Origin of the sequence: Streptomyces angustmyceticus, assembly GCF_040701845.1 — a bacterium.
GTDB lineage: Bacteria > Actinomycetota > Actinomycetes > Streptomycetales > Streptomycetaceae > Streptomyces > Streptomyces angustmyceticus_A.
The window spans coordinates 267,374-288,520 of record NZ_JBFBHQ010000002.1 but is presented as its reverse complement, the minus strand read 5'-3'; the positions used below and the strand labels follow the sequence as shown (position 1 = coordinate 288,520).

Sequence of the window (21,147 nt, the reverse complement as noted above, 5' to 3'; positions counted from 1 at the left end):
CACGGTCCTGACGGACCGCACAAGCGAGCCGACAGGCTCTGCATATGGCAGCTTGCGAAGCGGCGGAATGGCGCGTTCGCCGCTGCGCGGTGGAGCGGGTCCCGGCAGTGCCGGGGCCCGCTTCGCTCTGTCGTGCGACATACGGGGGCGGCCCGGGGACGCGGGTGACCGTGTGCGGCCGCCAGACGGGTGAGATGCGGGGCCGGTCGACGGACTGACGGCCTGTTGGGTCATAGCGTCAGGCAGTTCTGCGTATAAGTCTCTTATCGGCAGGATTCTGCTCAAAAGCTGCCGAACCTGACTCAACCGAAGGCCTTCGGAGGCATGCGATGCCCTTGCGCAGATCCGGTCCGGCCCGCCGTACAGTCCCTCTTGCGGCCGGAACTCTCGTCTCTCTTCTCTCCGTGCTCGCTCTGCCCCTCGCGCTGCCCGGCTCCGCCACGGCGTCGGATGCCAAGAGACCGGCACACCCCGAGCAGGACTGGATGGGCTCCACCATCGCGGCCCACGAGGGCAGCAGCATCCGGGCGGGTGGCCTCGAACCGCAGGCGTCGTCCAGAAGGGCCGTGTCCGGCGTCGACGTCTCCAGCCACAACCGCAAGGTCAGCTGGCCGACGCTGCGCAGGTCCGGGGTGCGCTTCGCGTATGTCAAGGCCACCGAGGGAACCAGCTACCGGAACCCCTACTTCGCGCAGCAGTACAGGGGCTCGTACTCCTCCGGCATGATCCACGGCGCGTACCACTTCGCGCTGCCCGACCACTCCAGCGGCCGCTCCCAGGCGGAGTACTTCGCCGACCACGGCGGCGACTGGTCCCGGGACGGCCGGACGCTGCCCGGCGCGCTCGACATGGAGTACAACCCCTACGGCGCGACCTGCTACGGCAAGAGCCACAAGGCCATGGTCCGCTGGATCCGCGACTTCGTGCGGACCTACCGGGAGGAGACCGGCCGCTACCCGGTCATCTACACGTCCACCAACTGGTGGAAGCAGTGCACCGGCAACTCCGGCAAGTTCGGCAAGACGAATCCGCTGTGGATCCCGCGCTACGGCTCCTCCGTGGGCTCGCTGCCGCGCGGCTGGCAGTACCACAGCATCTGGCAGCACACCTCCTCGGGCCACTCGGTCGGCGACCGCAACCGCTTCAACGGCACGCTCACCCGCCTGAAGGTCCTCGCGAACGGCGGCTGACCCCCCGCCTCCGCTCCCGGCCGGTCCCCGGCGCCCTCCGGCGCCGGGGACCGGCCGTCATGCCGCCCGCGCCGGGCATCGTTTTTCGACAACTGCGTTCGAACAAAGGTGAATTCCCCGACCCGGTACAACCATCCACCGCCGACCGCTGTCCAACACTGCGAAAGGACCACGCGACGCACTCCACCGACGGGGGTAAATTCGATGAAGCGTTCACGTGCCATCGCAGGATCCGCAGTACTGGCCGTGGCGAGTATCGCCACGATGACGGCGGCCACCACCGCGACCGCGGCCACGAAGGCCGCGTACAACGGCGCCTGCGGAAGCGGCTACAGCGTAGTGAATTCCGTACCGGTCACCGGAAAGGGGACCGTGTACCTGACGTACAGCGCGAAGACCGGAAAGAACTGTGTCGTGACGGTGCGGAACAGCCCGGGTAAGCCGGTCTACATGTACACGTATCTCACGGCCTCCAACGGCAGTTCCGACTGGGTTTACGACAGCGGGCAGTACACCTCGTACGCCGGTCCCGTCTATCTGCCCGCGAAGGGCGTCTGTGTGGACTGGGGCGGCTCGATCGAGTCGGTCAGCGTCAGTGTCTCCGGCTCCAACTGCGGCCGGATGGCGGCCGGAGTCGTCCGGCACCACTGAGCGGCATGACGGCGGGTTTCCGGGCGGCATGCGCCCGGAAACCCGCCGTTCGCGCTGCCGCGGCGGACGGCACGGGTCAGGACCTGCCCAGCGCCCGCAGTGCGGACCGGGCCGCGTTGTGGCCGCTCATGCCGTGGGCGCCGGCTCCCGGCGGGGTGGCCGCCGAGCACAGGAAGACGCCGGGGACCCCCGTGCGGTACGGGTCGAGGGCGGCGCGGGGACGCATCGTGAGCTGCAACGGGGTGTTCGCGCCGCCGATGATGTCACCGCCGGCGAGATTGGCGTTGGCCCGTTCCAGATCGGCGGTCGAGGTGGCGGTGGCGGCGACGATGCGCTCCCGTGTGCCCGGCGCGAAGCGCTCGAACTGCGCCAGCATCGCGGCGGTGGCGTCGCCGGTGTAGCCGTACGGCACATGGGCGTACGCGGAGACCGGATGGAGGTCGCCCGCGGAGCGGCCGGGGTCGGCGAGGTACTGCTGGGAGACCAGGAGGAACGGCCGCCGCGGCATCCGCCCGGCGTGGACCTCCCGCTCCGCGTGGGCGATCCGCTCGAAGCTGCCGCCGAGGTGCACCGTCCCGGCCCGCCGGCAGGCCTCGGCGCGCCAGGGCACCCCGCCCTCGACCGTCAGATCGAGCTTGAACGCACCGGGGGCGGGCCGGTAGCGGCGGTAGGCCCGGCGTATCCGGGGCGGCAGCCGGTCGCCGAGCACCGAGGCCGCGGCGGCGGGCGTCAGGTCGAGCAACACCGCGGCGCAGGGCGGCAGTTCGTCGAGTGAGCGGATGCGGATGCCGGTCTCGATCCGGCCGCCCGCCTCGGTGAGCAGGGCAGCCAGCGCCGCCGCGAGGGCGCCGGAGCCGCCCTTGGCCACCGGCCAGCCGTACCGGTGCCCGGCGGCGAGGATCATGAGTCCTACGGAAGCGCCGAGGGGTCGGTCCAGCGGGCCGAAGAGATGGGCCGCCGCCCCGCCGAAGAGGCCGCGGCCCGCCTCGGTGCGGAAGCGGCGGGCGACCAGCGTGGCCGGCTGCAGGGCGTGCAGCCCGAAGCGGGCGAGCCGGAACGGGTGGCGGGGCACCTTGAGGAGCGGCCGCATGACCTCGTCGGTGAGCGCCTCCGCGTCGGCGGCCAGCGGCCCGAACAGCCGCCGCCAGGCGGGGCCGTCGGCGCCGAGCCCGGCGGCGGTCCGCCGCACGGACCGGTACAGCGCTCCCGCGCCCCCGGAGTCCACCGGGTGCGCCAGGTCGATCTCGGGCCAGAGCCACTCCAGCCCGTACGACGCGAGATCGAGGGTGCGCAGATACGGGGAGCCCGCGCCCATCACGTGGGTCGAGGAGCAGTGGTCGAACAGCACGCCGGGGACGGACAGTTCACCGCTGCGGACGCCGCCGCCGATCTCGTCGGCCGCCTCGAGGACCGTCACCTGCAGTCCGCCGCGGGCCAGGGTGACGGCCGCGGCCAGGCCGTTCGGGCCCGACCCCACCACCACTGCCCGCTCCCGCGCACGCCCGGCCCGCCCCGTCAGGGCACCGGCATGCCGAGCGCGCCGGCGTCCGGCGGGAGCGGCCGCGGATCCCGCCGCGCCCTCCGGGCGGCTCACGCCGGCCGGCGGTGGTGCTCGGCCGCCGCGGCGGCCGCGATGTTGCGGGCCATCCCGCCGAACACCGCGGCGTGGAACGGCGAGATGGACCACCAGTACGCGTGGCCGGTCAGTCCGTGCGGGTGGAACAGGGCCCGCTGGCCGTAGAGCGTGCGGCCCCGGGCGTCGCGGCCGACCGTCAGCTCCAGCCAGGCCAGGCCGGGGAGCCGCATCTCGGCGCGCAGCCGCAGCAGCCGGCCCGGCACGACCTCCTCGACGCGCCAGAAGTCGAGCGAGTCACCGACCCGGAGCCGGCCCGCGTCCCGCCGGCCGCGGCGCAGCCCCACCCCGCCCACCAGCCGGTCCAGCCAGCCGCGCACCGACCAGGCGAACGGGAAGGAGTACCAGCCGTTGTCGCCGCCGATGCCTTCGACCACCCGCCACAGCACCTCGGGCGGGGCGTCCACGGTCCGCTCCCGCCGGTCGGTGTAGAGGCTGCCGCCGGCCCAGTCGGGGTCGGTGGGCAGCGGATCGCTCGGGGCGCCGAGCACCGCGGCGTTGGACCAGCGGGTGGTGACCTCGGCGTCCCGTACCCGGCGCAGCGCCAGTTCCAGCGCCTCGTCGAAGGCGATGGGGTGGCCCGGCGGGTCGGGGACGTAGCGGGTGAGGTCGTGCTCGTGGCAGACGACCTCGTAGCGCAGCGATTCGGCCAGCGGGCGGGCCAGGCCCGGGGGTACCGGGGTGACCAGTCCGATCCAGAGGCTGGACAGGCGGGGGGTGAGCATGGGGACGGGGAGGATCAGCCGTTCGGGCAGTGCGGCGACCCGGGCGTAGCGCTGCATCATGTCGCGGTAGCTGAGGATGTCGGGGCCGCCGATGTCGAAGGTGCGGCTGACGTCCTCGGGGAGGCGGGCGCAGCCCACCAGGTAACGCAGCACATCGCGGACGGCGATCGGCTGGATCCGGGTACGCACCCAGCTGGGGGTGACCATGACGGGCAATCGCTCGGTGAGGTAGCGCAGCATCTCGAACGAGGCCGAGCCGGAGCCGATGATGACGGCGGCGCGCAGGACGGCCGTGGGCACGCCGGATGCCAGCAGGATGTCTCCCACTTCGGCGCGGGAGCGGAGGTGGGGCGACAGATCCTGCTCGGGGACGCCCCGGGGACCGAGTCCGCCGAGGTAGACGATGCGGCGGACGCCGGCGGCGCGGGCCCGTCGCGCGAAGATCTCCGCGGCCGTGCGGTCGGTGTCCTCGAATCGGCGGCCGCTGCCCAGGGCGTGCACCAGGTAGTAGGCGACCTCGACGCCGTCCATGGCGGCGCGGACCGACGCTTCGTCGGTGACGTCGCCGCGCAGGATCTCGGTCTGCGGGGCCCAGGGGTGGTCGCGCAGCTTCTCCGGTGTCCTGGCCAGCGCCCGTACGGCGTATCCGGCCGCGAGCAGCTCGGGGACCAGACGGCCGCCGATGTAGCCGGTGGCGCCGGTGACCAGGGCGCGCGGGCGGTGGGCGGACGGTGCTGGGGCCTCGCCGTTGTCGGCCATGGGCACGGCCTCCTCCGGCTGGTGGCAGCACGATGACCTGCCCGCCAAGTGTGGCACCGGCGCCGGCGCGGGGCATCACGGCGCGGGCCGGGGCGGGTCCGGCCGGGCGAACGGCGCGGAGCGTCCCCGGCGGTGGCACCGTCCCGGCCGCCTACGGTGCGCCGGGTGGTCCGGTGCTCTCCCGTGCCTCCAGGTGCGGCAGTTCCCCCTGGACGGTCCGCGGCGGACCGCCGTCGAGGACCGCGAGGAGTTCGTGGGCGGCGAGCCTGCCGAAGCCGGGGGTGTCACGGACGAGGGCGGTCAGCCGGGGGTGGGTGACCCGGCACAGCGCCGAGTCGTCCCAGGCCACGATCGACAGGGCGCCCGGTACGGGGATGCCGCGCCCGGCGGCGACCGAGGCACCGGCCACGGCCATCACGTCGTTGTCGTAGACCAGCGCCGTGGGCGGCTTCGCGGCGTCGAGCAGGCGGCGGGTGGCCTCGGCCCCTTCGGCGTCGGAGTAGTCGGTGGTGACGGAGCGGACGTGCCGGTGGTCGAGGCCGCGCAGGGCCGCTTCGGTGCGCAGCGAGCGGATCCGGCGGGCGGTGTGGGCGAGGCCGGGCAGCCCCGCGATGTGCACGATGCGGCGGTGGCCGAGGCCGTGGAGGTGGTCGAGGATCCGGGCCATGGCCTTGGCGTCGTCGGCCCAGACGGTGGCGAGCAGCGGGTGGGGCGGGGTGGCGGCCGGTCCGGGCGCGGCGGGGTGCGGGGCGGTGCCCGGTGCGGGCGCGGCCGTCTTCGGGGCGGATTCGGTGCGGCCGTCCGGTGCGGGGGCGTCCCGCTCGGGCGTGGCCGTGCCGCCCACGACGACGGCGGGCAGGCCGAGGGAGGCGAGCAGTTGTGGCCGGGGGTCCTCGGTGCGCGGGTCGACCACCAGGACGCCGTCCACCCGGCGTTCGGCCCACCAGCGGCGGTAGAGCGCGCACTCGGCATCGAGGTCCTCGACGACCTGGAAGAGGAGCGCGATGTTCCGTGCGGAGAGCACTTCCTGGATGCCGGAGACGAGCTGGAGGAAGAAGGACTCCACGCCCAGGGTCCGGGCGGGCCGGGCGAGCACCAGCCCCAGGGCGCCGGCCCGTTCGCCGGACAGCGCGCGGGCGGCACTGTTGGCCTGCCAGCCGAGTTCCTCCGCGACCCGGCGGACGCGGGCGCGGGTGTCCTGGGAGACGCCGGGCCGGTCGTTGAGCGCGAAGGAGACCGCGCTCTCCGACACCCCGGCCCGGCGCGCGATGTCCTTGATCGTCGGCCGGCGGGCCGGTCGGGGCCTGGCCGCCTCACCGGGCGCTGTCATGGCGGGCTCCCCCTCGTACTGAACCGCATTAGTGCGGCTCAGTCTGATCAGCGCGCACCTGCCTGTCAACGTCGTACGGGCATCTGGACGGGAGCGGTTTTCCGCCGCTTCCGGAAGGCTGGACACCGGGGTATTGACACCTACTAAAACGCATTAGTAGCGTCTGCCGCATCGTCTCCCAAGGCCCTGCGCAATACCCGGTTCAACGACCGGTAAGCCCGCCGCATTCTCTTTTCGGTTGCCGAGACCCCGGGGCGTTCCGACCCTGTCGCGCCCCGCACGCCGGCGTCCGTTCCGAGCAAAGGAGCCGCCCGTCATGCGTATGCCCCGCCGAACGGCCGCCGCCACCGCGGCCCTGGTCGCCTCGGCGCTCGCCTTGGCCGCGTGCGGTTCCCCAGGAGGATCCGGCGGCCCGGGCAGCGCGTCGGGGAAGGTCGAGGGGCAGGTCACCTTCCAGACCTGGAACCTCAAGGCCAATTTCAAGGATTACTTCGAGCGCGTCATCGCGGATTTCGAGAAGAAATATCCGGACGCCGAGGTGAAATGGGTGGACCAGCCCGCCGAGGGATATCCGGAAAAGCTGAGCGCGGACGCCGCGGGCGGCACCCTGCCCGACGTCGTCAATGTGTCACCGGATCTCGCCTATCCGCTGGCCAAGGCCGGTCTCGCGCTCGATCTGGAAAAGGCGGCGGGAAAGTACCGCGGGGAGTATCTCGGCGGGGCATGGCAGAGCCAGCGGATGCCGGGGCTGCCGGGCGTCTATGCCTTCCCCTGGTATCTGAACACCGGGCCGATGTTCTACAACAAGGAGCTCTTCGCCAAGGCCGGGCTCGATCCGGACAAACCGCCGACGTCCTACGACCAGCTCTTCGAGGACGCGCTGACCATGGCGCGCAAGAGCGGCCGCAGGATCGCGATGCTCGCCGGCACCCCGTCGATCGAGGACTTCGGACGCTACGGCGTACGCCTCATGAACAAGCGGGGCACGGAGTTCACCTTCAACGGCCCTCAGGGCGTCGCCCTGCTCCGGCACTACAAGGAGCTCTATGCGGCCGGAGCGCTGGACTCGCAGGCCCTCACCGCACAGGCCGAGTCCGCCGGGCGGAAGTTCCAGCAGCAGTCCGTCGCCATGAATCCGGGCAGCGCGCACGATCTGGAGAACTTCAAGAAGGAGGCTCCTGGCCTCTACCGGCACATCGGCATCACCGACGCGGTCAACAACACCGGCAGGGCCAATATGTACGTCCAGGGGCTGATGGTGAACGCGCGGAGCAAGGTCACACCGGCGGCCGTCGCGTTCGCGCACTTCGTCACCGACCGGAAGAACCAGATGGCCTTCGCCAAGGAGGTCACCATCTTCCCCAGCACCAAGGGCTCACTGGACGACCCGTACTTCACCGAGGAGGACGGCACCGACGCGACCCGGGTGCGGGTGGCCTCGGCCAGGTCGCTGAAGACCGCGGTGAATTACACCCCGGTGCTGCTCAGCGACCAGATGAAGACGGTGCTGCGCAATGCGGTCGCCAGGGCGGTGCAGGGCAAGCAGTCGCCGAAGGCGGCACTGGACGGCGCGGCCGCCGAGTGCAACCGCCTGCTCGGGACCGGCTGAGACCGGGGCACTCATGAAGACCGCAACGACACCACGCGGCCGGGACGCCGGGGCCCGCTCCCCGGCCACCGCTCCCCCGCCGCCGTCCGGGCCGCGGAAGGGCAGCGGCATCCGTCCCCATCTGCCGTCCAGCCCCTGGCTGTTCCTCGCTCCCGGGCTGCTGGTCGTCACCGCCTTCGGCCTGTACCCGTTCCTGAGCACCGTGACCGGTTCCTTCACCGATGCCCGCACCCTCGCCCCCGGGCGGTTCGTCGGCGGCGCCAACTACCGGGAGCTGATCCATGACGCCATGTTCTGGACGGGCCTGCGCAACAGCCTGCTGTACGTGCTCGGCGTGGTGCCGCTCCTGGTGGTGCTCCCGCTGCTGCTGGCGATGCTGGTGCGGCGGCAGATACCCGCGATCACCTTCTTCCGGGCCGCCTTCTACACGCCGGTGGTCGCCTCCGTCGTGGTCGTCGGTCTGATCTGGGTGTGGCTGCTGGACGACCGGGGGCTGATCAACGCGCTGCTGGAGGGGCTGGGGTTCGGCCGGGTGGGGTTCCTCAGCGACCCGTGGCTGCTGCTGCTCAGCGCGATGGCGGTCACGGTCTGGAAGGGCCTCGGCTACTACATGATCATTTACCTGGCGGCGCTGGCCGGCGTGCCCCGGGAGCTGCACGAGGCATGCGCCGTCGACGGTGCCGGGGCGGTGCGCCGCTTCCTGACCGTCACGGTCCCCGCGGTGCGCTCCACGATGGTGCTGGTGGCCGCGCTCTCCTCGGTCGGGGCCTTCAAGGTGTTCTCCGAGGTCTACCTGATGGCCGGTCCGACCGGCGGCCCCGGCGGCGAGGACACCACCTTGGTGATGCTCGTCCAGCAGGTGGGCACCGGCCTCAGCGGGCGGGTCGGCTACGCCTCCGCGCTGTCCGTGGTGGTGTTCGTGCTCACGCTGGGCCTGATGCTGCTGGTCCTGCGTGCCCACCGCACGGAGGACCGGTGAGCAGCCGCACCCGGCGGCGGCCGGACCGGCGGGCCGGCCACGCGCACGACGGGCGGCGGATGCCGCGGTGGCAGCTGCTGCTGCGCTACCTCCTGCTGCTCGCCGTACTGGCGCTGACCATCGGCCCGTTCCTGTGGCAGCTGTCCACCTCGCTCAAGGGCGCCGGCGAGGACCTCTACCGCTATCCGCCGAGCCTGGTCCCGCACGAGGTCACGCTCGGCAACTACAGCGGCGTCGCGCGGATCATCCCCGTATGGGACTTCGCGCTGAACTCCCTCAAGGTCGCCCTCGCCAATGTGCTCACCAACTGCGCGGGCGCGGCGCTCGCGGGCTATGCGCTGGCCCGGATGCGCTTCCGGGGCCGCCGGACCGCGCTGGTCGTCTTCCTCATGGCGATGCTGGTGCCGGTCGAGAGCATCATGATCGCCCAGTTCGTGACGATGCGGGAACTGCAGCTCAACAACACCCTGCTCGGGGTGGTGCTGCCCGGCTGCATCGGGGCGATGAACGTGCTGCTGATGCGCAACGCCTTCGCCGGGCTGCCGTACGAGGTCGAGGAGGCCGCGTACGTCGACGGTGCGCACGCCTGGCAGCGGTTCCTGCGGATCGCGCTGCCGTCGGTCCGCGGCACCCTCGCGGTGGTGGCGATCTTCGCCTTCATGGGGGCCTGGGACGACTTCCTGTGGCCGCTGATCGTGCTGAGCGACCAGTCGAAGTTCACCCTGACCATCGGCCTGAACTTCCTGCACGGCACCTTCGCCGACAACCAGCGGCTGGTCGCGGCCGGCACCGTGATCGCCGTGCTCCCGCTGATCGTGCTGTTCGCCTGTCTGCAGCGCTCCTTCTTCCGCGGTGTCGGCGAGGGCGCCGTCAAAGGCTGACCGCCCCGCACCGCTCCCACTCACCGGAGGGTCCCTGCCCGTGCCGCACACCACCCGCCACCCGGCGCGCCCGTGCCCCGACGCCACGCCCGGCCATGCGCCCCCGCCACGCTTCGGGGTCAACTACACGCCCACCCGGGGCTGGTTCCACCACTGGCTGGACTTCGACCTGGACTCCGTACGCGCCGACCTCGACTCCCTCGCCGCCCTCGGCCTGGACCACATCCGGGTCTTCCCGCTCTGGCCGCTGTTCCAGCCCAACCGCACCCTGATCCGGCCGCGCGCCGTGGAGCAGCTGGTGCACCTGGCGGACGCCGCGGCCGAACGCGGCCTCGACGTCCATGTCGACGGGCTGCAGGGCCATCTGTCGAGCTTCGACTTCCTGCCCTCCTGGACGCGGACCTGGCACCGCCGCAACCTCTTCACCGACCCCGAGGTCCTGGCGGGCCAGGAGGAGTACCTGCGGACGCTGGCGGCCGCGCTCGCCGACCGGCCGCACTTCCTCGGGATGACGCTCGGCAACGAGGTCAACCAGTTCTCCGACGCCCCGCACCCGGACCCCGACCGGATCACCGCCGCGCAGGCCACGGCCTGGCTGGAGCGGATGCTCGCGGCGTGCGAGCGGGGCGCCCCCGGGCGGATGCATCTGCACGCCGCCTACGATGCCGCCTGGTACCAGGACGGCCACCCCTTCACCCCCGCCCAGGCGGCCCGGCTGGGCGCCGTCACGGCCGTGCACTCCTGGGTGTTCAACGGCACCGCCCAGCTGCACGGCCCCGCCGGCACCGCCACCGAGCAGCACGCCGCCTACCTCGTCGAGCTCGCCAAGGCCTGGGCGAGGGACCCGCACCGCCCGGTGTGGCTCCAGGAGGTCGGCGCGCCCGCGCCGCACATCCCCGAGGGGCACTCGGCGCGGTTCACCGAGGCCACCGTCGCGGGCGCGCTGGACTGCCCGGACCTGTGGGGCATCACCTGGTGGTGCTCGCACGACGTGCCGCGGTCCCTGGCGGACTTCCCCGAGCTGGAGTACGGGCTGGGGCTGCTCACCGCCGACCGTACGGTCAAGCCCGCGGGGAGGGCGCTGGCGGCGCTGATCGCGGACCGGCGCGGCCGTGCGCACCGTCCGCCGGTCCGCAGCACCGCGCTGGTGGCCGACGTCGGCGGGGGCGACGCCGCGCCCCACCGGTCGGTGTGCGCGCCCGGCGGCCCGGTCTTCGAGGCCTGGGCCGAACTCGCCGCCCAGGGGGTCCGCCCGGCCCTGGTGCTGGCCGAACTCGCCCGTGACACCGCTCATCTGGCGTCCCGTGGGATCACCGAGGTCCGCACACCCGAGGAGGTCGGCCGCCGGCCGTCGTCGTCCGTTCCGCGCCGGAGGAGCACCCCATGAGCCGACCGTCCCCCGTCTCCCGGCGCCGTGTGCTGCTGGCCGGGGCGGGCACGGCGGCCGCGCTGCTCGGCCCGTCCTCGGGGGGCGGCGCGGCGGCGGCCGGCTTGCCCCGGCCCGGCGCGGCGGACCCCCTGCAGCCGTACGCGTCGTACTGGTTCCCCGACTCGCTGCCGGCGGGCACGCCCGGCGAGGGCATCACCTGGCGGAGCCTGGCCGCCTGGACTCCCGGGAGCGACCCGGACCTGGCGTTCAACACGGCGACGGTGCCGCTCGCCGGGCGCTTCACCCCGGTCGCGGCGAACACCACGGCCCGCGCCGGCCAGGCCCGGATCAGCGCCCTCGCCGCCTTCGGCCCCACCGCGGGCCACCCGTCGCAGGGCTCGGCGACCGCGGACCACTACGCGCCCACCCACTGGGCGTACCTCGATGAGCTGGTCTTCTGGGGCGGCTCGTCCGGTGAGGGCCTGATCCTGGCCCCCACCGCGCCGGTCGTCGATGCCGCCCACCGCCAGGGCGTCCCCGTGCTGGGGACGGTCTTCCTCCCTCCGGTCGCCTACGGCGGGCGGCTGCGCTGGACGCGCGACCTGGTGCAGCGCGACGCGGCGGACGGCTTCCCGCTGGCGGCGAAGCTGGTGCAGGTCGCGACGGTGTACGGCTTCGACGGCTGGTTCCTCAACGCGGAGACCGGTGGCGGTGACGCCGCGCTGGCCGCCGAGATGCAGGCGTTCCTGCGGGCGCTGCGCGCCGCGGGCGCCGGCCACGGCCTGCGGATCACGTGGTACGACGCCATGAACCGGACCGGGCAGGTCGGCTGGCAGGGTGCGCTCGACGAGCTCAACCAGCCGTTCTTCCAGGACGCGGCCGGCCCGGTCGCCGACTCGCTGTTCGTGGACTTCCGGTGGAACGCCGGGCGGCTGGCGGACTCGGGTCGGCTGGCCGGGCAACTGGGCCGCAGCCGCTACGAGTTGTGGGCCGGGATCGATGTCGAAGCCGCGGGCTGGGACACCGACACCGACTGGGACGCCATCGTCCCGGCCGACCGCGCTCATGTCGTCTCGTACGGCTTCTACCGGCCCGAGTGGACCCTCCATCACCTGCCCGAGGGGCGCGCCCCCGGCGAGTTCCATGCCGCGGACGACCGGTTCTGGTCGGGTGCGGGCCTGGATCCGACCCGGCCGGGCGGCACCGGCCGCGGCTGGCGGGCCCCGGCCACCGCCGTCGCCGACCGCTCGACGCTCACCGCGCTGCCCTTCGCCACCACCTTCAACACCGGCCACGGGCTGCGCTGGTACGAGGACGGCACGGTCACCTCCGCCGCGCCCTGGAACCACCTCGGCCTGCAGAACCGGCTGCCACCGCGGCGCTGGGCGGTCCGCACGCCGGGGCAACGCCCCGACGTCACCCTGGACTTCGCCGACGCCTGGCGCGGCGGCAGCAGTCTGCTGGTGCGGGGCGCCCTCGCCGCCCCCGCCACCCTGGAGCTGTTCCCCGCCCGGCTCCCGTCGGGCGCCGCCACGGTGCTCGACCTCACCCATCGGCTCGACCCGGGCTCGGGCCCGGTGACCGTGGAGGCGGCCGTCGCGCTGCGCGAGGCGCCGGCCCCGGGCGAGCCCGCCCCGTACTCCTTCCTGCCGGCCGGGGCCCTGGAGCCGGGCGGCGGCTGGCGCACCGTCTCCCTGCGCCTCGGGCCCCTCGGGCCGGGGACCGTGCACGCCCTGGGGGTGCGGCTGACCGGCCGCGCGGGCACGGTGGTGGCCTGGCGGCTGGGGGCGCTCGCGGTCCGCGAGGCCACCGCGCTCCCCACCGCGCCCAGCGGGCTGACGGTCACCGGCACCGCCACCACGGACGGGGCGAGGGCCGTGCGGCTGGGCTGGCGGCGCGCACCGGGCCCGGTGCGCCACTACGAGCTGTACCGCCGGCTCCCGGACGGACGGGAGTTCCTCGGCGGCACCTGCGGTACCGCCTTCTACGCGGCGGGCCTGCGGCGCGCGGGGGACGAACCGGCCGCCCGGCTCGAAGTACGCGCCGTGCACGAACTGTTCACCGTCTCGAAGCCGTCCCGGACCCAGCTGCCCTGGTGAGCCACGACGGTCACCGATCCACCACCGCCCGCACCTCGACGCCGGGGAGTCCTCCTTCATGCATGACGACCGCGCACTGACCGAAGCCCGCCTCCGGCGCGTCCTGGACGAGCGCATCCGGCCCGCGCTGTACCCGGAATCGGTTCCCCTCCAGGTCGCGGCCTGGGCCGCACCGGGTGAGCCGGTGCCCGTGGCCGAGGGCCTGGCCGCACCCCGTACGCCGGTGGCGGTGGGCGACGCCTGGGGCGCCCCGTGGGGTACGACCTGGTTCACGGTCCGCGGTGAGGTGCCGCGGGCCTGGGCGGGCCGCACCGTCGAGGCGGTGCTCGACCTGGGCTTCGACGAGCGGATGCCGGGATTCCAGTGCGAGGCGCTGGTCCATCTGCCCGACGGCACCCCCGTCAAGGCGCTCAATCCGCGCAACCAGTGGGTGCGGGTGGGGGCGCCGGTGCGCGGCGGTGAGCGCGTCGAGTGGCATCTGGAGGCCGCGTCCAACCCCGTCATCCTCGATGTCCACCCCTTCGTGCCCACCCCGTTGGGCGACCGGGAGACGGCGGGCAGCGCGCCGCAGTACCGGCTGGAACGGATGGATCTGGCCGTGTTCGACACCGGGGTGTGGGAGCTGATCCAGGATCTCGACGTGCTGGGCGAGCTCATGGCGGAGCTCGCGGTGGACAGCCCGCGCCGCTGGGAACTGCTGCGGGCGGTGGGCCGGGCGCTGGACGCCGTGGATCTTCAGGACGTCAACGCGACGGCGGCGGCGGCCCGTGCGGAACTGCGCGGCGTGCTCTCCGCGCCGGCCGGGGCCTCCGCACACCGCATCAGCGCGGTGGGGCATGCGCATATCGATTCGGCGTGGCTGTGGCCGCTGCGCGAGACGGTGCGGAAGGTGGCCCGTACGGCGTCCTCCATGACGGCGTTGCTCGCGGACGAGCCGGAGTTCGTGTTCGCCATGTCGCAGGCGCAGCAGTACGCCTGGCTCAAGGAACACCGGCCCGAGGTCTACGCCAAGGTCAAGAAGGCGGTCGCGGAGGGGCGGTTCGTGCCGGCGGGTGGGATGTGGGTGGAGTCGGACACCAATATGCCCGGGTCGGAGGCGATGGCGCGCCAGTTCGTGCACGGGAAGCGGTTCTTCCTGGAGGAGTTCGGGATCGAGAACGAGGAGGCGTGGCTGCCGGACACCTTCGGTTTCGCCGCGGGGCTGCCGCAGATCATCAGGGCGGCGGGGTCGAAATGGCTGCTCACGCAGAAGATCTCCTGGAGTCAGGTCAATGCGTTCCCGCACCACACCTTCCGCTGGGAGGGCATCGACGGCACCCGGATCTTCACCCACTTCCCGCCGGTGGACACCTACAACTGCCAGCTGGCGGGCAGCGAAATCGCCCATGCGGCACGGAACTTCAAGGACAAGGGGGCGGCCAGGCACTCGCTCGCGCCGACCGGCTGGGGCGACGGCGGCGGGGGCACCACCCGCGAGATGATCGCCAAGGCCCGCCGGCTGCGCGATCTGGACGGTTCGGCGACGGTGGAGTGGGAGAAGCCGGCGGACTTCTTCGCGAAGGCCGAGGCGGAGTACCCCCGGGCACCCGTGTGGGTGGGCGAGCTGTACCTGGAGCTGCACCGCGGGACGCTCACCAGCCAGGCGGGGACCAAGCGCGGCAACCGGCGCAGCGAACACCTGCTGCGGGAGGCCGAACTGTGGTCGGCCACGGCGGCCGTGCTGGCGCAGCACCCCTACCCGTACGCGGCGTTGGACCGCCTCTGGAAGACGGTGCTGCTCCACCAGTTCCACGACATCCTGCCCGGCTCCTCCATCGCATGGGTGCACCGCGAGGCGGTGCAGACCTACGCGGCCGTCGCCGCCGAGCTGGAGGACATCATCGCCGCCGCGGTGGCCGCCGCGGCCGGCCGGGGTACCACCGCGCTGGTGGTGAACTCGGCGCCGCACGCCCGCGGCGGGGTCGCCGCGGGTGCCGTGGCGGTCCCCTCACCGCGCGAGGGGGCCGAGGTGGCCGCCGTGCCGCGCGGCGGCGGCGGGTTCATCCTCACCAACGAGGCGCTGCGGGTGGAGATCGACGGCCGCGGCCTGGTGGTCTCCGCGTACGACCGGGTGGCCGGACGCGAGACCGTGGCGCCCGGCGGGGCGGCGAACCTGCTGCAGATCCACCCGGACTTCCCCGCCATGTGGGACGCCTGGGACGTGGACGCCTACTACCGCAATGTGGTCACCGACCTGACGGAGGCGGACGAGGTCGCGCTCGGCGAGGTCTCCGGGGAGGCCGCGACGGTGCGCGTCACCCGTACGTTCGGCGGCTCCCGCGTGGTGCAGTCGCTGACGCTGGCGCGCGGGCAGCGGCGGCTGGACCTCGACACCGAGGTCGACTGGCACGAGACCGAGAAGTTCCTCAAGGTCGCGTTCCCGCTGGACCTGCACGCCGAACGCTATGCCGCGGAGACCCAGTTCGGGCATCTCTACCGGCCCACCCACACCAACACCAGCTGGGAGGCCGCCAAGTTCGAGGCCTGCGCACACCGGTTCGTCCACCTGGAGGAGCCGGGCTGGGGCGTGGCCCTGGTCAACGACGCGATATACGGCCATGACGTCACCCGTACCGTCCGGGAGGACGGCGACCGCGGCACCACCACGACCGTCCGGCTCTCCCTGCTGCGGGCTCCGCGGTTCCCCGACCCGGAGACCGACCAGGGCCGGCACCGCTTCCGGTATGCGCTGGTCCCGGGCGCCGCCGTCGGCGACGCGGTGCGCGAGGGCCATCGCCTCAACCTGCCCGAGCGCCGGATCACCGGTGCCGCAGCGGTCGCGCCCCTCGTCACCGTCGACAACGACGCGGTGGTGGTCACCGCGGTGAAGCTCGCCGACGACACCAGCGGCGATGTGGTCGTCCGCCTCCACGAGGCCCACGGCGGTCGCGCCACCGCCACCCTGACCACCGCCTTCGAGCCGGCCGGCGCCACGGTCACCGATCTGCTGGAGCGCCCCGTCGAGGACGGCCCGGCGCTCGACCGGCAGGGGCGCACGGTCCGGATGCGGCTCCGCCCGTTCCAGATCGTGACCGTACGGCTGTCCCGGGTGCGGGGCCGGTAGCGGCGGCTGCCCGGGACGCGGCTAGACCCCGGGCCCGCGTGGGCGCGAGCCGGCGTCGCGGCAGGTGTCGCGGCGCAGTTCCTGCCGCCGCTCGCGCCCGGTGCCGCGCCCGGCTTGCCGGCCACGGCCCTGCGGACGGCCGTGTGCCGCCTCGTGGTCCGGATCGCGGCCCGGGTCCAGGCCCAGCATGTCCATCAACAACGACAGATCGTCCGCGTCGCGCGCACGGCCGGCCAGCGCCTTCCTGGCGAGCCGTCGTTCCTCGTCACCCGGCACGGCGTGCGGTGCGGCGTCCTCGGCATTGCGGTGTTCATCGCTCACCGCTGCATTCTCGGCCGGGCCGCACGACCGTGCCCGTCGAGCGCCGCACCGGCCGCCCGCGGACAACCGCCGGGGGCGCACTGCTCCCTCCGGGTGAACCGGACCCGGAGGACCGTCCTTGCCGGGGGAAGCTCTGAATCCACCACCGCCCCTTTTCCGGGCCCGCCGCCGATGCCGCCCTCCTGCCCGCCCGGCGCCCGGAGCGGCTCCGGGACACCCGGCCCGGGCGACGGCGCCCCTATAGCGCGGACGGCGTCGAAGGGCCCGGAATCCGGTCACCGGAAGCGTCCGGTTCCGGGCGCCCGCGCCGTAGCGCGGCCGGAATACGCCACGAGCGGATTCCCCGTACCGATAGCCCTGCCGGGTGGCTCGCGCCCGCCCCGGCGGGGCCCCGGCGCGCGGATGCAGATCACCTGGCTGGGGGAGATGCTGGAGTCGTGGGGGACCGTGGTGAGGAGGACCACTCATGTCCATGATGGACAAGATCAAGAGCATGCTGAAGGGCCACGAGAGCCAGACGGACAAGGGCATCGACAAGTCCGGCGACATGGTCGACGACAAGACCCAGGGCAAGTACAAGGGTCAGGTCGACACGGCCCAGGACAAGATGCGGGACCAGTTCGGCGGGCAGGGCCAGGACCGGCCGCCGCAGCCCTGAGCGCACGCTCCCCGGCGGAGATCCGTCCGCCCCGAGAGGGCCCGTGGCCCGGGGCCGCCACCGGCGGCCGACCGGGTGAGGTGAGCGGCGCGCGCCATGCGCAGGCGCCCGCCCCCGGGCCGGGAACGGGCGCCTAGGGCGGATCCGCCGGACCTACGCCAGACGGATCTTCTCCGCCTGGGGGCCCTTGTGCCCCTGGGTGACCTCGAAGGTCACCTTCTGGCCCTCCTGCAGCTCGCGGAAGCCCGTGGCATCGATGTTGGAGTAGTGGGCGAAGACGTCGGCACCGCCGCCGTCCTGCGCGATAAAGCCGAAGCCCTTCTCCGAGTTGAACCATTTCACCGTGCCGGACGCCATATCCGTCTCCTTCGTTCAAGGGGCTCGAATCGGGTTCCGCGTGCTGCGGACCCCGGAGGTGATCGCCCTGGTCCGGAGACGCGCTACACAGCAAGGACGCCCGTGCATGCGACACGGGCGCCCGGCACTTCGGAACCACGACAGCTGATCAGGACGCTACACCGAGCAACGCCCGGCATCCGGCACAACCGTGACGGACGCGTCGCCCTTCACCGGGCAAGGCCATCGCGCGTCCTCCGTATCCCTGACCGATCGGACGGATGTGCGAGGCCCGGCGATGCGGGGCTCGCCCTCAGCCGGACTCCCCGTCCGCGTGCGTCCGCGCCCTGCGACGCCGCCACCACCAACCGGTGCCGAGCCCGGCGAGGGCGATGACCCCGGCGCCTCCGGCGGCGGACAGCAGCCACCAGTTCCGGGCCGGCGCTTCGGCGTCCGCCGGCGCCGCGACGGCCGCCTTGTGCAGCGGCCCACGGGACCGCGGCCGGTGGAGGGCGGGCTGCGTCACACCGCTGCCGTCGTCGCGCACCAGGGCCGGCAGCACCCCGACGGCCGCGGCCCGGGGAGCCGCCTCGAAACCCCAGTCCAGCAGGGCGCGGGTCTCCTCGTAGACGGCGTTGCGGCTGCCGGACTGCGGGTTCATCACGGTGACCAGCAGCGTCCGGCCGTCGCGCCGGGCGGCGGCGATCAGGGTGTTGCCGGCGTGGGTCGTATAGCCGTTCTTCACCCCGATCAGGCCGTCGTACGGCTTGACGCCGTGCGAGCCGACCAGCAGCCGGTTGGTGTTGACCATGCCGAAGGAGTCCGGGCCGCCCTCCTCCGGCAGCTCCGCCTGTTTCGTCGCGGCGAAGTCGGCGAAGTCGGGGTCGGCCAGGCCGGCCCGTCCGAAGAGCGTCAGGTCGTAGGCGGACGAGAACTGGCCCGGCGTGTCGAACCCGTCGGCGGACTCCACCGTGGTGTCGCGGGCACCGAGCCGCCGCGCCGTTGCCTGCATGTCGTCGATGGTCTTGTGCCAGCCGCCGTTCATGCCGGCCAGGGTGTGCACCGCATCGCTTCCCGAGCGGAGGAACACGCCGTGCCACAGGTCCGCGACGCGGTAGGGGAGGTCCTCCTTGAGGCCGGCGAGCGAGCTGCCCGCCTCGATGCCGTCCAGGTCCCGGAGGGACACGGTGTGCACCTCGCCCTGGGAGAACTTCGGCAGCACCGTCACGGCGAAGAGCGCCTTGAGGGTGCTGGCGGGCGGCAGCGGCCGGTGGGCGTCCTTGGCCGCGAGGACCTTGCCGCTCGCCATGTCCGTCACCATCCACGACAGGGCGGAGACGTCCGGCGGCTCCGGCACGTCCGGCCGGGGCAGGAACTGCACGCCCCGGCCGTCCAGCCGGTTGGGGATCCGGGCCGGGCGGCCCGCGTGCGCGCCGGCCCGCAGGTCGTCGATGCCGTGGGGGCCATCGGCGGCCGCCGGGCCTGGCACGGCCAGCAGGCTCGCGGCACAAAAGGTGGCTGCGGTAACGACTCTGACGGGGACCCAACTCGCGCTCGACATGTGGCCCACGCTAAAAACGACCCCGGCGCCGCGCTGGCTGGCCTACGCCATCCGATGCGCGGGCGCCCCGACTGCCGTACGCGGCACGCCGGGGCCGGCGGCAACACGCCCGCCGGCCCCGGCCCCGGCTGCCGGATGCGGCCTACCAGACCGAGTCGACCCACTCCGGGTGGTCGATGAACGGGTTCCGGTTGTGCTGGTACTTGTCGAAGATCACCTGGTTGCGGTGCTTCTCGAAGGAGTCCGGCGGGTCCTGCTTGCTCCACTGCTTCAGGACGGAGAGCCGTCCGATGTGCGGCTGGGTGCCGTTGCCGACCTTGTCGTTGGGCTCCAGGTCGGCGAAGCCGTCGCCGCCGTCGTAGCGGACGGCCATGTAGAGGATCATGCGGGCGACATCGCCCTTGACCGCGTCACGGGGCTCGAAGGAGTCGTCGTCGGTGCGGCTGCCCGGCGCCCCTTCCACCTCGGTTCCGCCGTTGTCGAAGTCCTTGTCGCCGCGCTCGCTGTTGACGGACACGTCCTCAGGACGCAGGTGGTGGAGGTCGGTTCCCGGACCGGTGTCGGTGCCGAAATCACCGTGGGACTTCGCCCAGACGTGCTCGCGGTTCCAGTCGTCGGGATTTCCGCCGTGGGCGTCCTTGCTCTGCGACCGGCCGCTGTACAGCAAAATGACGTTCGCGCTGTTGTCGGGGTCCTGGTCGGTGTCCTTGAGGGCGTCCCAGACCTGGTCGTACGTCAGTTTTCCGGTCTGGGTGGTGCTGATGATCCGGTGCAGCGAATCCTTGAGCGCCTGACCGGTCTTGCCGATGGCGTCTTTGTAGTACGTGTCGTCATATGCGCCGGCGGATAGGGACGCATGCTGGGCGGCGGACGCGGCGGCGGCACGCTGGTCCGCGGCCGGAGCGGCCGTCGCACCGGCCGGGAGCTGTCCGACCACCACCGTCAGCACCGTTCCGGCGGCCATGGCCAGCGCGGTCAGGGCGCGACGGTTCACGCGGTTGTTGTCCACGAAGGGTGTCCTTTCCCCGAATTGTGGCGCCGGGTCGCGAAAATGTGGGGCACGACCCGCACCGGCCGTTGGGAAATACGGCCGCAGGCAGCTTTCCATCGCGGTAATCACCACGGCGTGAACACCGGGAGAGAATTGTGTGACCACACTGTGGCAATCACAGAATTCCCCAGAAATGCCGCGCACTGCCACCCCGTGCAGCCTCCCGATTCCCCGTCAAAAGTGCTGCACGCCACACGGATTCTGCTGGACGGGGCGCGAGCCGGGCAACATCGGACCCGGCCGGAGTCCGCATGCATACGACGGCCCGTCAGGGCCGTGGCATACGGCCGCGGTACCCGGCGTCGCCGACGCCCCTTGGGCTCATCGGGTGAACTCTCGCCCCGCCCGCAACCGGAAGGGCACCGTCCGGCTTCCGGAGCATTGACACAGTCTTCGCCGAATCTTGGTGAACTCTTTCGGACCGCGAGTTGTGGAGGCCCTCATGTCGCCTTACCGCCCCACTCCCCCGCCGTACGGCGCGACGCCGGATTATGTGCTCGCCCCGCCGCGCCCCGAGGAGCGCCTCGGCGCGCCCGCACACCCGCAGGAACCGCCGCACCCGTCGGCGTACGCGACGCACCCCTTCCTCCCGCCGCCCCGCCCGGAGGACCGGCTGTCCTTCGAGCCCGCGCAGCGCTACGGCCTGACCGCTCCCGCGCGTCCCGCGGAACAGCGGCAGGGGCCGGTGGCGATGCCCGATCACCGGCGGCTGGAGCTGCACGCCGCCCTGACCGCGGCCGGTGTGGCGCCGGCCGACGGGGACCTGGCCGCCCTGGCGGAGATCGCGAGCCTGGGCGACACCACGGTCGGTGCCGTCATCGGCTGGCTGGCCGCCGCCACGCAGGCGTCCTGGCCGCGGTCGCGCGCGGTGTGAGGGCCGTCGCCGCCCGGG

The 21,147-nt window shown here is 73.0% G+C and carries 17 protein-coding genes; 10 read left to right on the top strand and 7 right to left on the bottom strand.

Features of this window, described 5'->3' with window-relative positions:
• Positions 1-329 precede the first annotated feature (329 nt).
• The gene (locus AB0411_RS05160) at positions 330-1,190 is read left to right on the top strand and encodes a lysozyme (protein ID WP_366415851.1); all 861 of its coding nucleotides are present in this window, start codon (positions 330-332) and stop codon (positions 1,188-1,190) included.
• A 204-nt stretch (positions 1,191-1,394) separates the two neighbouring features.
• A complete protein-coding gene (locus tag AB0411_RS05155; RefSeq protein ID WP_366415850.1) occupies positions 1,395-1,841 on the top strand; it encodes a spore-associated protein A in 447 nt (148 codons plus the stop codon).
• A gap of 76 nt (positions 1,842-1,917) precedes the next feature.
• Here the strand turns inward: AB0411_RS05155 and AB0411_RS05150 are convergent, their stop codons facing one another.
• The 3 genes from AB0411_RS05150 to AB0411_RS05140 form a co-directional block, all read right to left on the bottom strand.
• Complete coding sequence (locus AB0411_RS05150) at positions 1,918-3,321, bottom strand: phytoene desaturase family protein (protein WP_366416303.1); 1,404 nt, start codon at positions 3,319-3,321, stop codon at positions 1,918-1,920.
• 110 nt (positions 3,322-3,431) lie between these two features.
• Complete coding sequence (locus tag AB0411_RS05145; protein WP_366415849.1) at positions 3,432-4,958, bottom strand: SDR family oxidoreductase; 1,527 nt, start codon at positions 4,956-4,958, stop codon at positions 3,432-3,434.
• A gap of 151 nt (positions 4,959-5,109) precedes the next feature.
• The gene (locus AB0411_RS05140; protein ID WP_366415848.1) at positions 5,110-6,288 is read right to left on the bottom strand and encodes a LacI family DNA-binding transcriptional regulator; all 1,179 of its coding nucleotides are present in this window, start codon (positions 6,286-6,288) and stop codon (positions 5,110-5,112) included.
• Between the two features lie 316 nt (positions 6,289-6,604).
• Between AB0411_RS05140 and AB0411_RS05135 the strand changes: the two genes are divergently transcribed.
• From AB0411_RS05135 to AB0411_RS05110, 6 genes are all read left to right on the top strand, one after another.
• A complete protein-coding gene (locus tag AB0411_RS05135; RefSeq protein ID WP_366415847.1) occupies positions 6,605-7,897 on the top strand; it encodes an ABC transporter substrate-binding protein in 1,293 nt (430 codons plus the stop codon).
• Between the two features lie 13 nt (positions 7,898-7,910).
• Entirely contained in the window at positions 7,911-8,876 is a 966-nt protein-coding gene (locus tag AB0411_RS05130; protein WP_366415846.1) for a carbohydrate ABC transporter permease, read from the top strand.
• 59 nt (positions 8,877-8,935) lie between these two features.
• Positions 8,936-9,757 carry a carbohydrate ABC transporter permease gene (locus AB0411_RS05125; RefSeq protein ID WP_366416302.1) on the top strand — a complete coding sequence of 274 codons (822 nt, stop codon included), beginning with the start codon at positions 8,936-8,938 and terminating at the stop codon, positions 9,755-9,757.
• 157 nt (positions 9,758-9,914) lie between these two features.
• On the top strand, positions 9,915-11,144 hold the full coding sequence (locus AB0411_RS05120; RefSeq protein WP_366416301.1) for a glycoside hydrolase 5 family protein: 1,230 nt from the start codon (positions 9,915-9,917) through the stop codon (positions 11,142-11,144).
• Complete coding sequence (locus AB0411_RS05115) at positions 11,141-13,225, top strand: endo-beta-N-acetylglucosaminidase (RefSeq protein ID WP_366415845.1); 2,085 nt, start codon at positions 11,141-11,143, stop codon at positions 13,223-13,225. The genes AB0411_RS05120 and AB0411_RS05115 overlap by 4 nt, the downstream gene beginning before the upstream one ends.
• Positions 13,226-13,283: 58 nt before the next feature.
• Positions 13,284-16,328: an alpha-mannosidase gene (locus AB0411_RS05110; RefSeq protein ID WP_366415844.1), complete on the top strand. Its 3,045-nt coding sequence runs from the start codon at positions 13,284-13,286 to the stop codon at positions 16,326-16,328.
• Between the two features lie 21 nt (positions 16,329-16,349).
• On the opposite strand, the gene AB0411_RS05105 is transcribed toward AB0411_RS05110, so the two are convergent.
• A complete protein-coding gene (locus AB0411_RS05105) occupies positions 16,350-16,649 on the bottom strand; it encodes a hypothetical protein (RefSeq protein WP_366415843.1) in 300 nt (99 codons plus the stop codon).
• A 466-nt stretch (positions 16,650-17,115) separates the two neighbouring features.
• Between AB0411_RS05105 and AB0411_RS05100 the strand changes: the two genes are divergently transcribed.
• Complete coding sequence (locus AB0411_RS05100) at positions 17,116-17,307, top strand: antitoxin (RefSeq protein ID WP_086721658.1); 192 nt, start codon at positions 17,116-17,118, stop codon at positions 17,305-17,307.
• Positions 17,308-17,460: 153 nt separating this feature from the next.
• On the opposite strand, the gene AB0411_RS05095 is transcribed toward AB0411_RS05100, so the two are convergent.
• The 3 genes from AB0411_RS05095 to AB0411_RS05085 all read right to left on the bottom strand — a co-directional run bounded on the left by AB0411_RS05095 (position 17,461) and on the right by AB0411_RS05085 (position 20,213).
• Entirely contained in the window at positions 17,461-17,664 is a 204-nt protein-coding gene (locus AB0411_RS05095; protein ID WP_006601696.1) for a cold-shock protein, read from the bottom strand.
• 292 nt (positions 17,665-17,956) lie between these two features.
• The gene (locus AB0411_RS05090) at positions 17,957-19,204 is read right to left on the bottom strand and encodes a D-alanyl-D-alanine carboxypeptidase family protein (RefSeq protein ID WP_366415842.1); all 1,248 of its coding nucleotides are present in this window, start codon (positions 19,202-19,204) and stop codon (positions 17,957-17,959) included.
• 142 nt (positions 19,205-19,346) lie between these two features.
• Entirely contained in the window at positions 19,347-20,213 is an 867-nt protein-coding gene (locus tag AB0411_RS05085; protein WP_366415841.1) for an endonuclease I family protein, read from the bottom strand.
• 484 nt (positions 20,214-20,697) lie between these two features.
• Here AB0411_RS05085 and AB0411_RS05080 point away from each other — a divergent pair, with 484 nt between their 5' ends.
• A complete protein-coding gene (locus tag AB0411_RS05080) occupies positions 20,698-21,129 on the top strand; it encodes a hypothetical protein (protein WP_366415840.1) in 432 nt (143 codons plus the stop codon).
• The last annotated feature ends 18 nt before the right edge of the window (positions 21,130-21,147 follow it).

Excerpts from the sequence above, each read along its gene's own strand:
- AB0411_RS05160 (WP_366415851.1), top strand. The coding sequence starts at position 330 with ATGCCCTTGCGCAGATCCGGTCCGGCCCGCCGTACAGTCCCTCTTGCG.
- AB0411_RS05155 (WP_366415850.1), top strand. The coding sequence starts at position 1,395 with ATGAAGCGTTCACGTGCCATCGCAGGATCCGCAGTACTGGCCGTGGCG.
- AB0411_RS05145 (WP_366415849.1), bottom strand. The coding sequence starts at position 4,958 with ATGGCCGACAACGGCGAGGCCCCAGCACCGTCCGCCCACCGCCCGCGC.
- AB0411_RS05140 (WP_366415848.1), bottom strand. The coding sequence starts at position 6,288 with ATGACAGCGCCCGGTGAGGCGGCCAGGCCCCGACCGGCCCGCCGGCCG.
- AB0411_RS05135 (WP_366415847.1), top strand. The coding sequence starts at position 6,605 with ATGCGTATGCCCCGCCGAACGGCCGCCGCCACCGCGGCCCTGGTCGCC.
- AB0411_RS05130 (WP_366415846.1), top strand. The coding sequence starts at position 7,911 with ATGAAGACCGCAACGACACCACGCGGCCGGGACGCCGGGGCCCGCTCC.
- AB0411_RS05125 (WP_366416302.1), top strand. The coding sequence starts at position 8,936 with ATGCCGCGGTGGCAGCTGCTGCTGCGCTACCTCCTGCTGCTCGCCGTA.
- AB0411_RS05115 (WP_366415845.1), top strand. The coding sequence starts at position 11,141 with ATGAGCCGACCGTCCCCCGTCTCCCGGCGCCGTGTGCTGCTGGCCGGG.
- AB0411_RS05110 (WP_366415844.1), top strand. The coding sequence starts at position 13,284 with ATGCATGACGACCGCGCACTGACCGAAGCCCGCCTCCGGCGCGTCCTG.
- AB0411_RS05100 (WP_086721658.1), top strand. The coding sequence starts at position 17,116 with ATGTCCATGATGGACAAGATCAAGAGCATGCTGAAGGGCCACGAGAGC.
- AB0411_RS05095 (WP_006601696.1), bottom strand. The coding sequence starts at position 17,664 with ATGGCGTCCGGCACGGTGAAATGGTTCAACTCGGAGAAGGGCTTCGGC.
- AB0411_RS05090 (WP_366415842.1), bottom strand. The coding sequence starts at position 19,204 with ATGTCGAGCGCGAGTTGGGTCCCCGTCAGAGTCGTTACCGCAGCCACC.
- AB0411_RS05080 (WP_366415840.1), top strand. The coding sequence starts at position 20,698 with ATGTCGCCTTACCGCCCCACTCCCCCGCCGTACGGCGCGACGCCGGAT.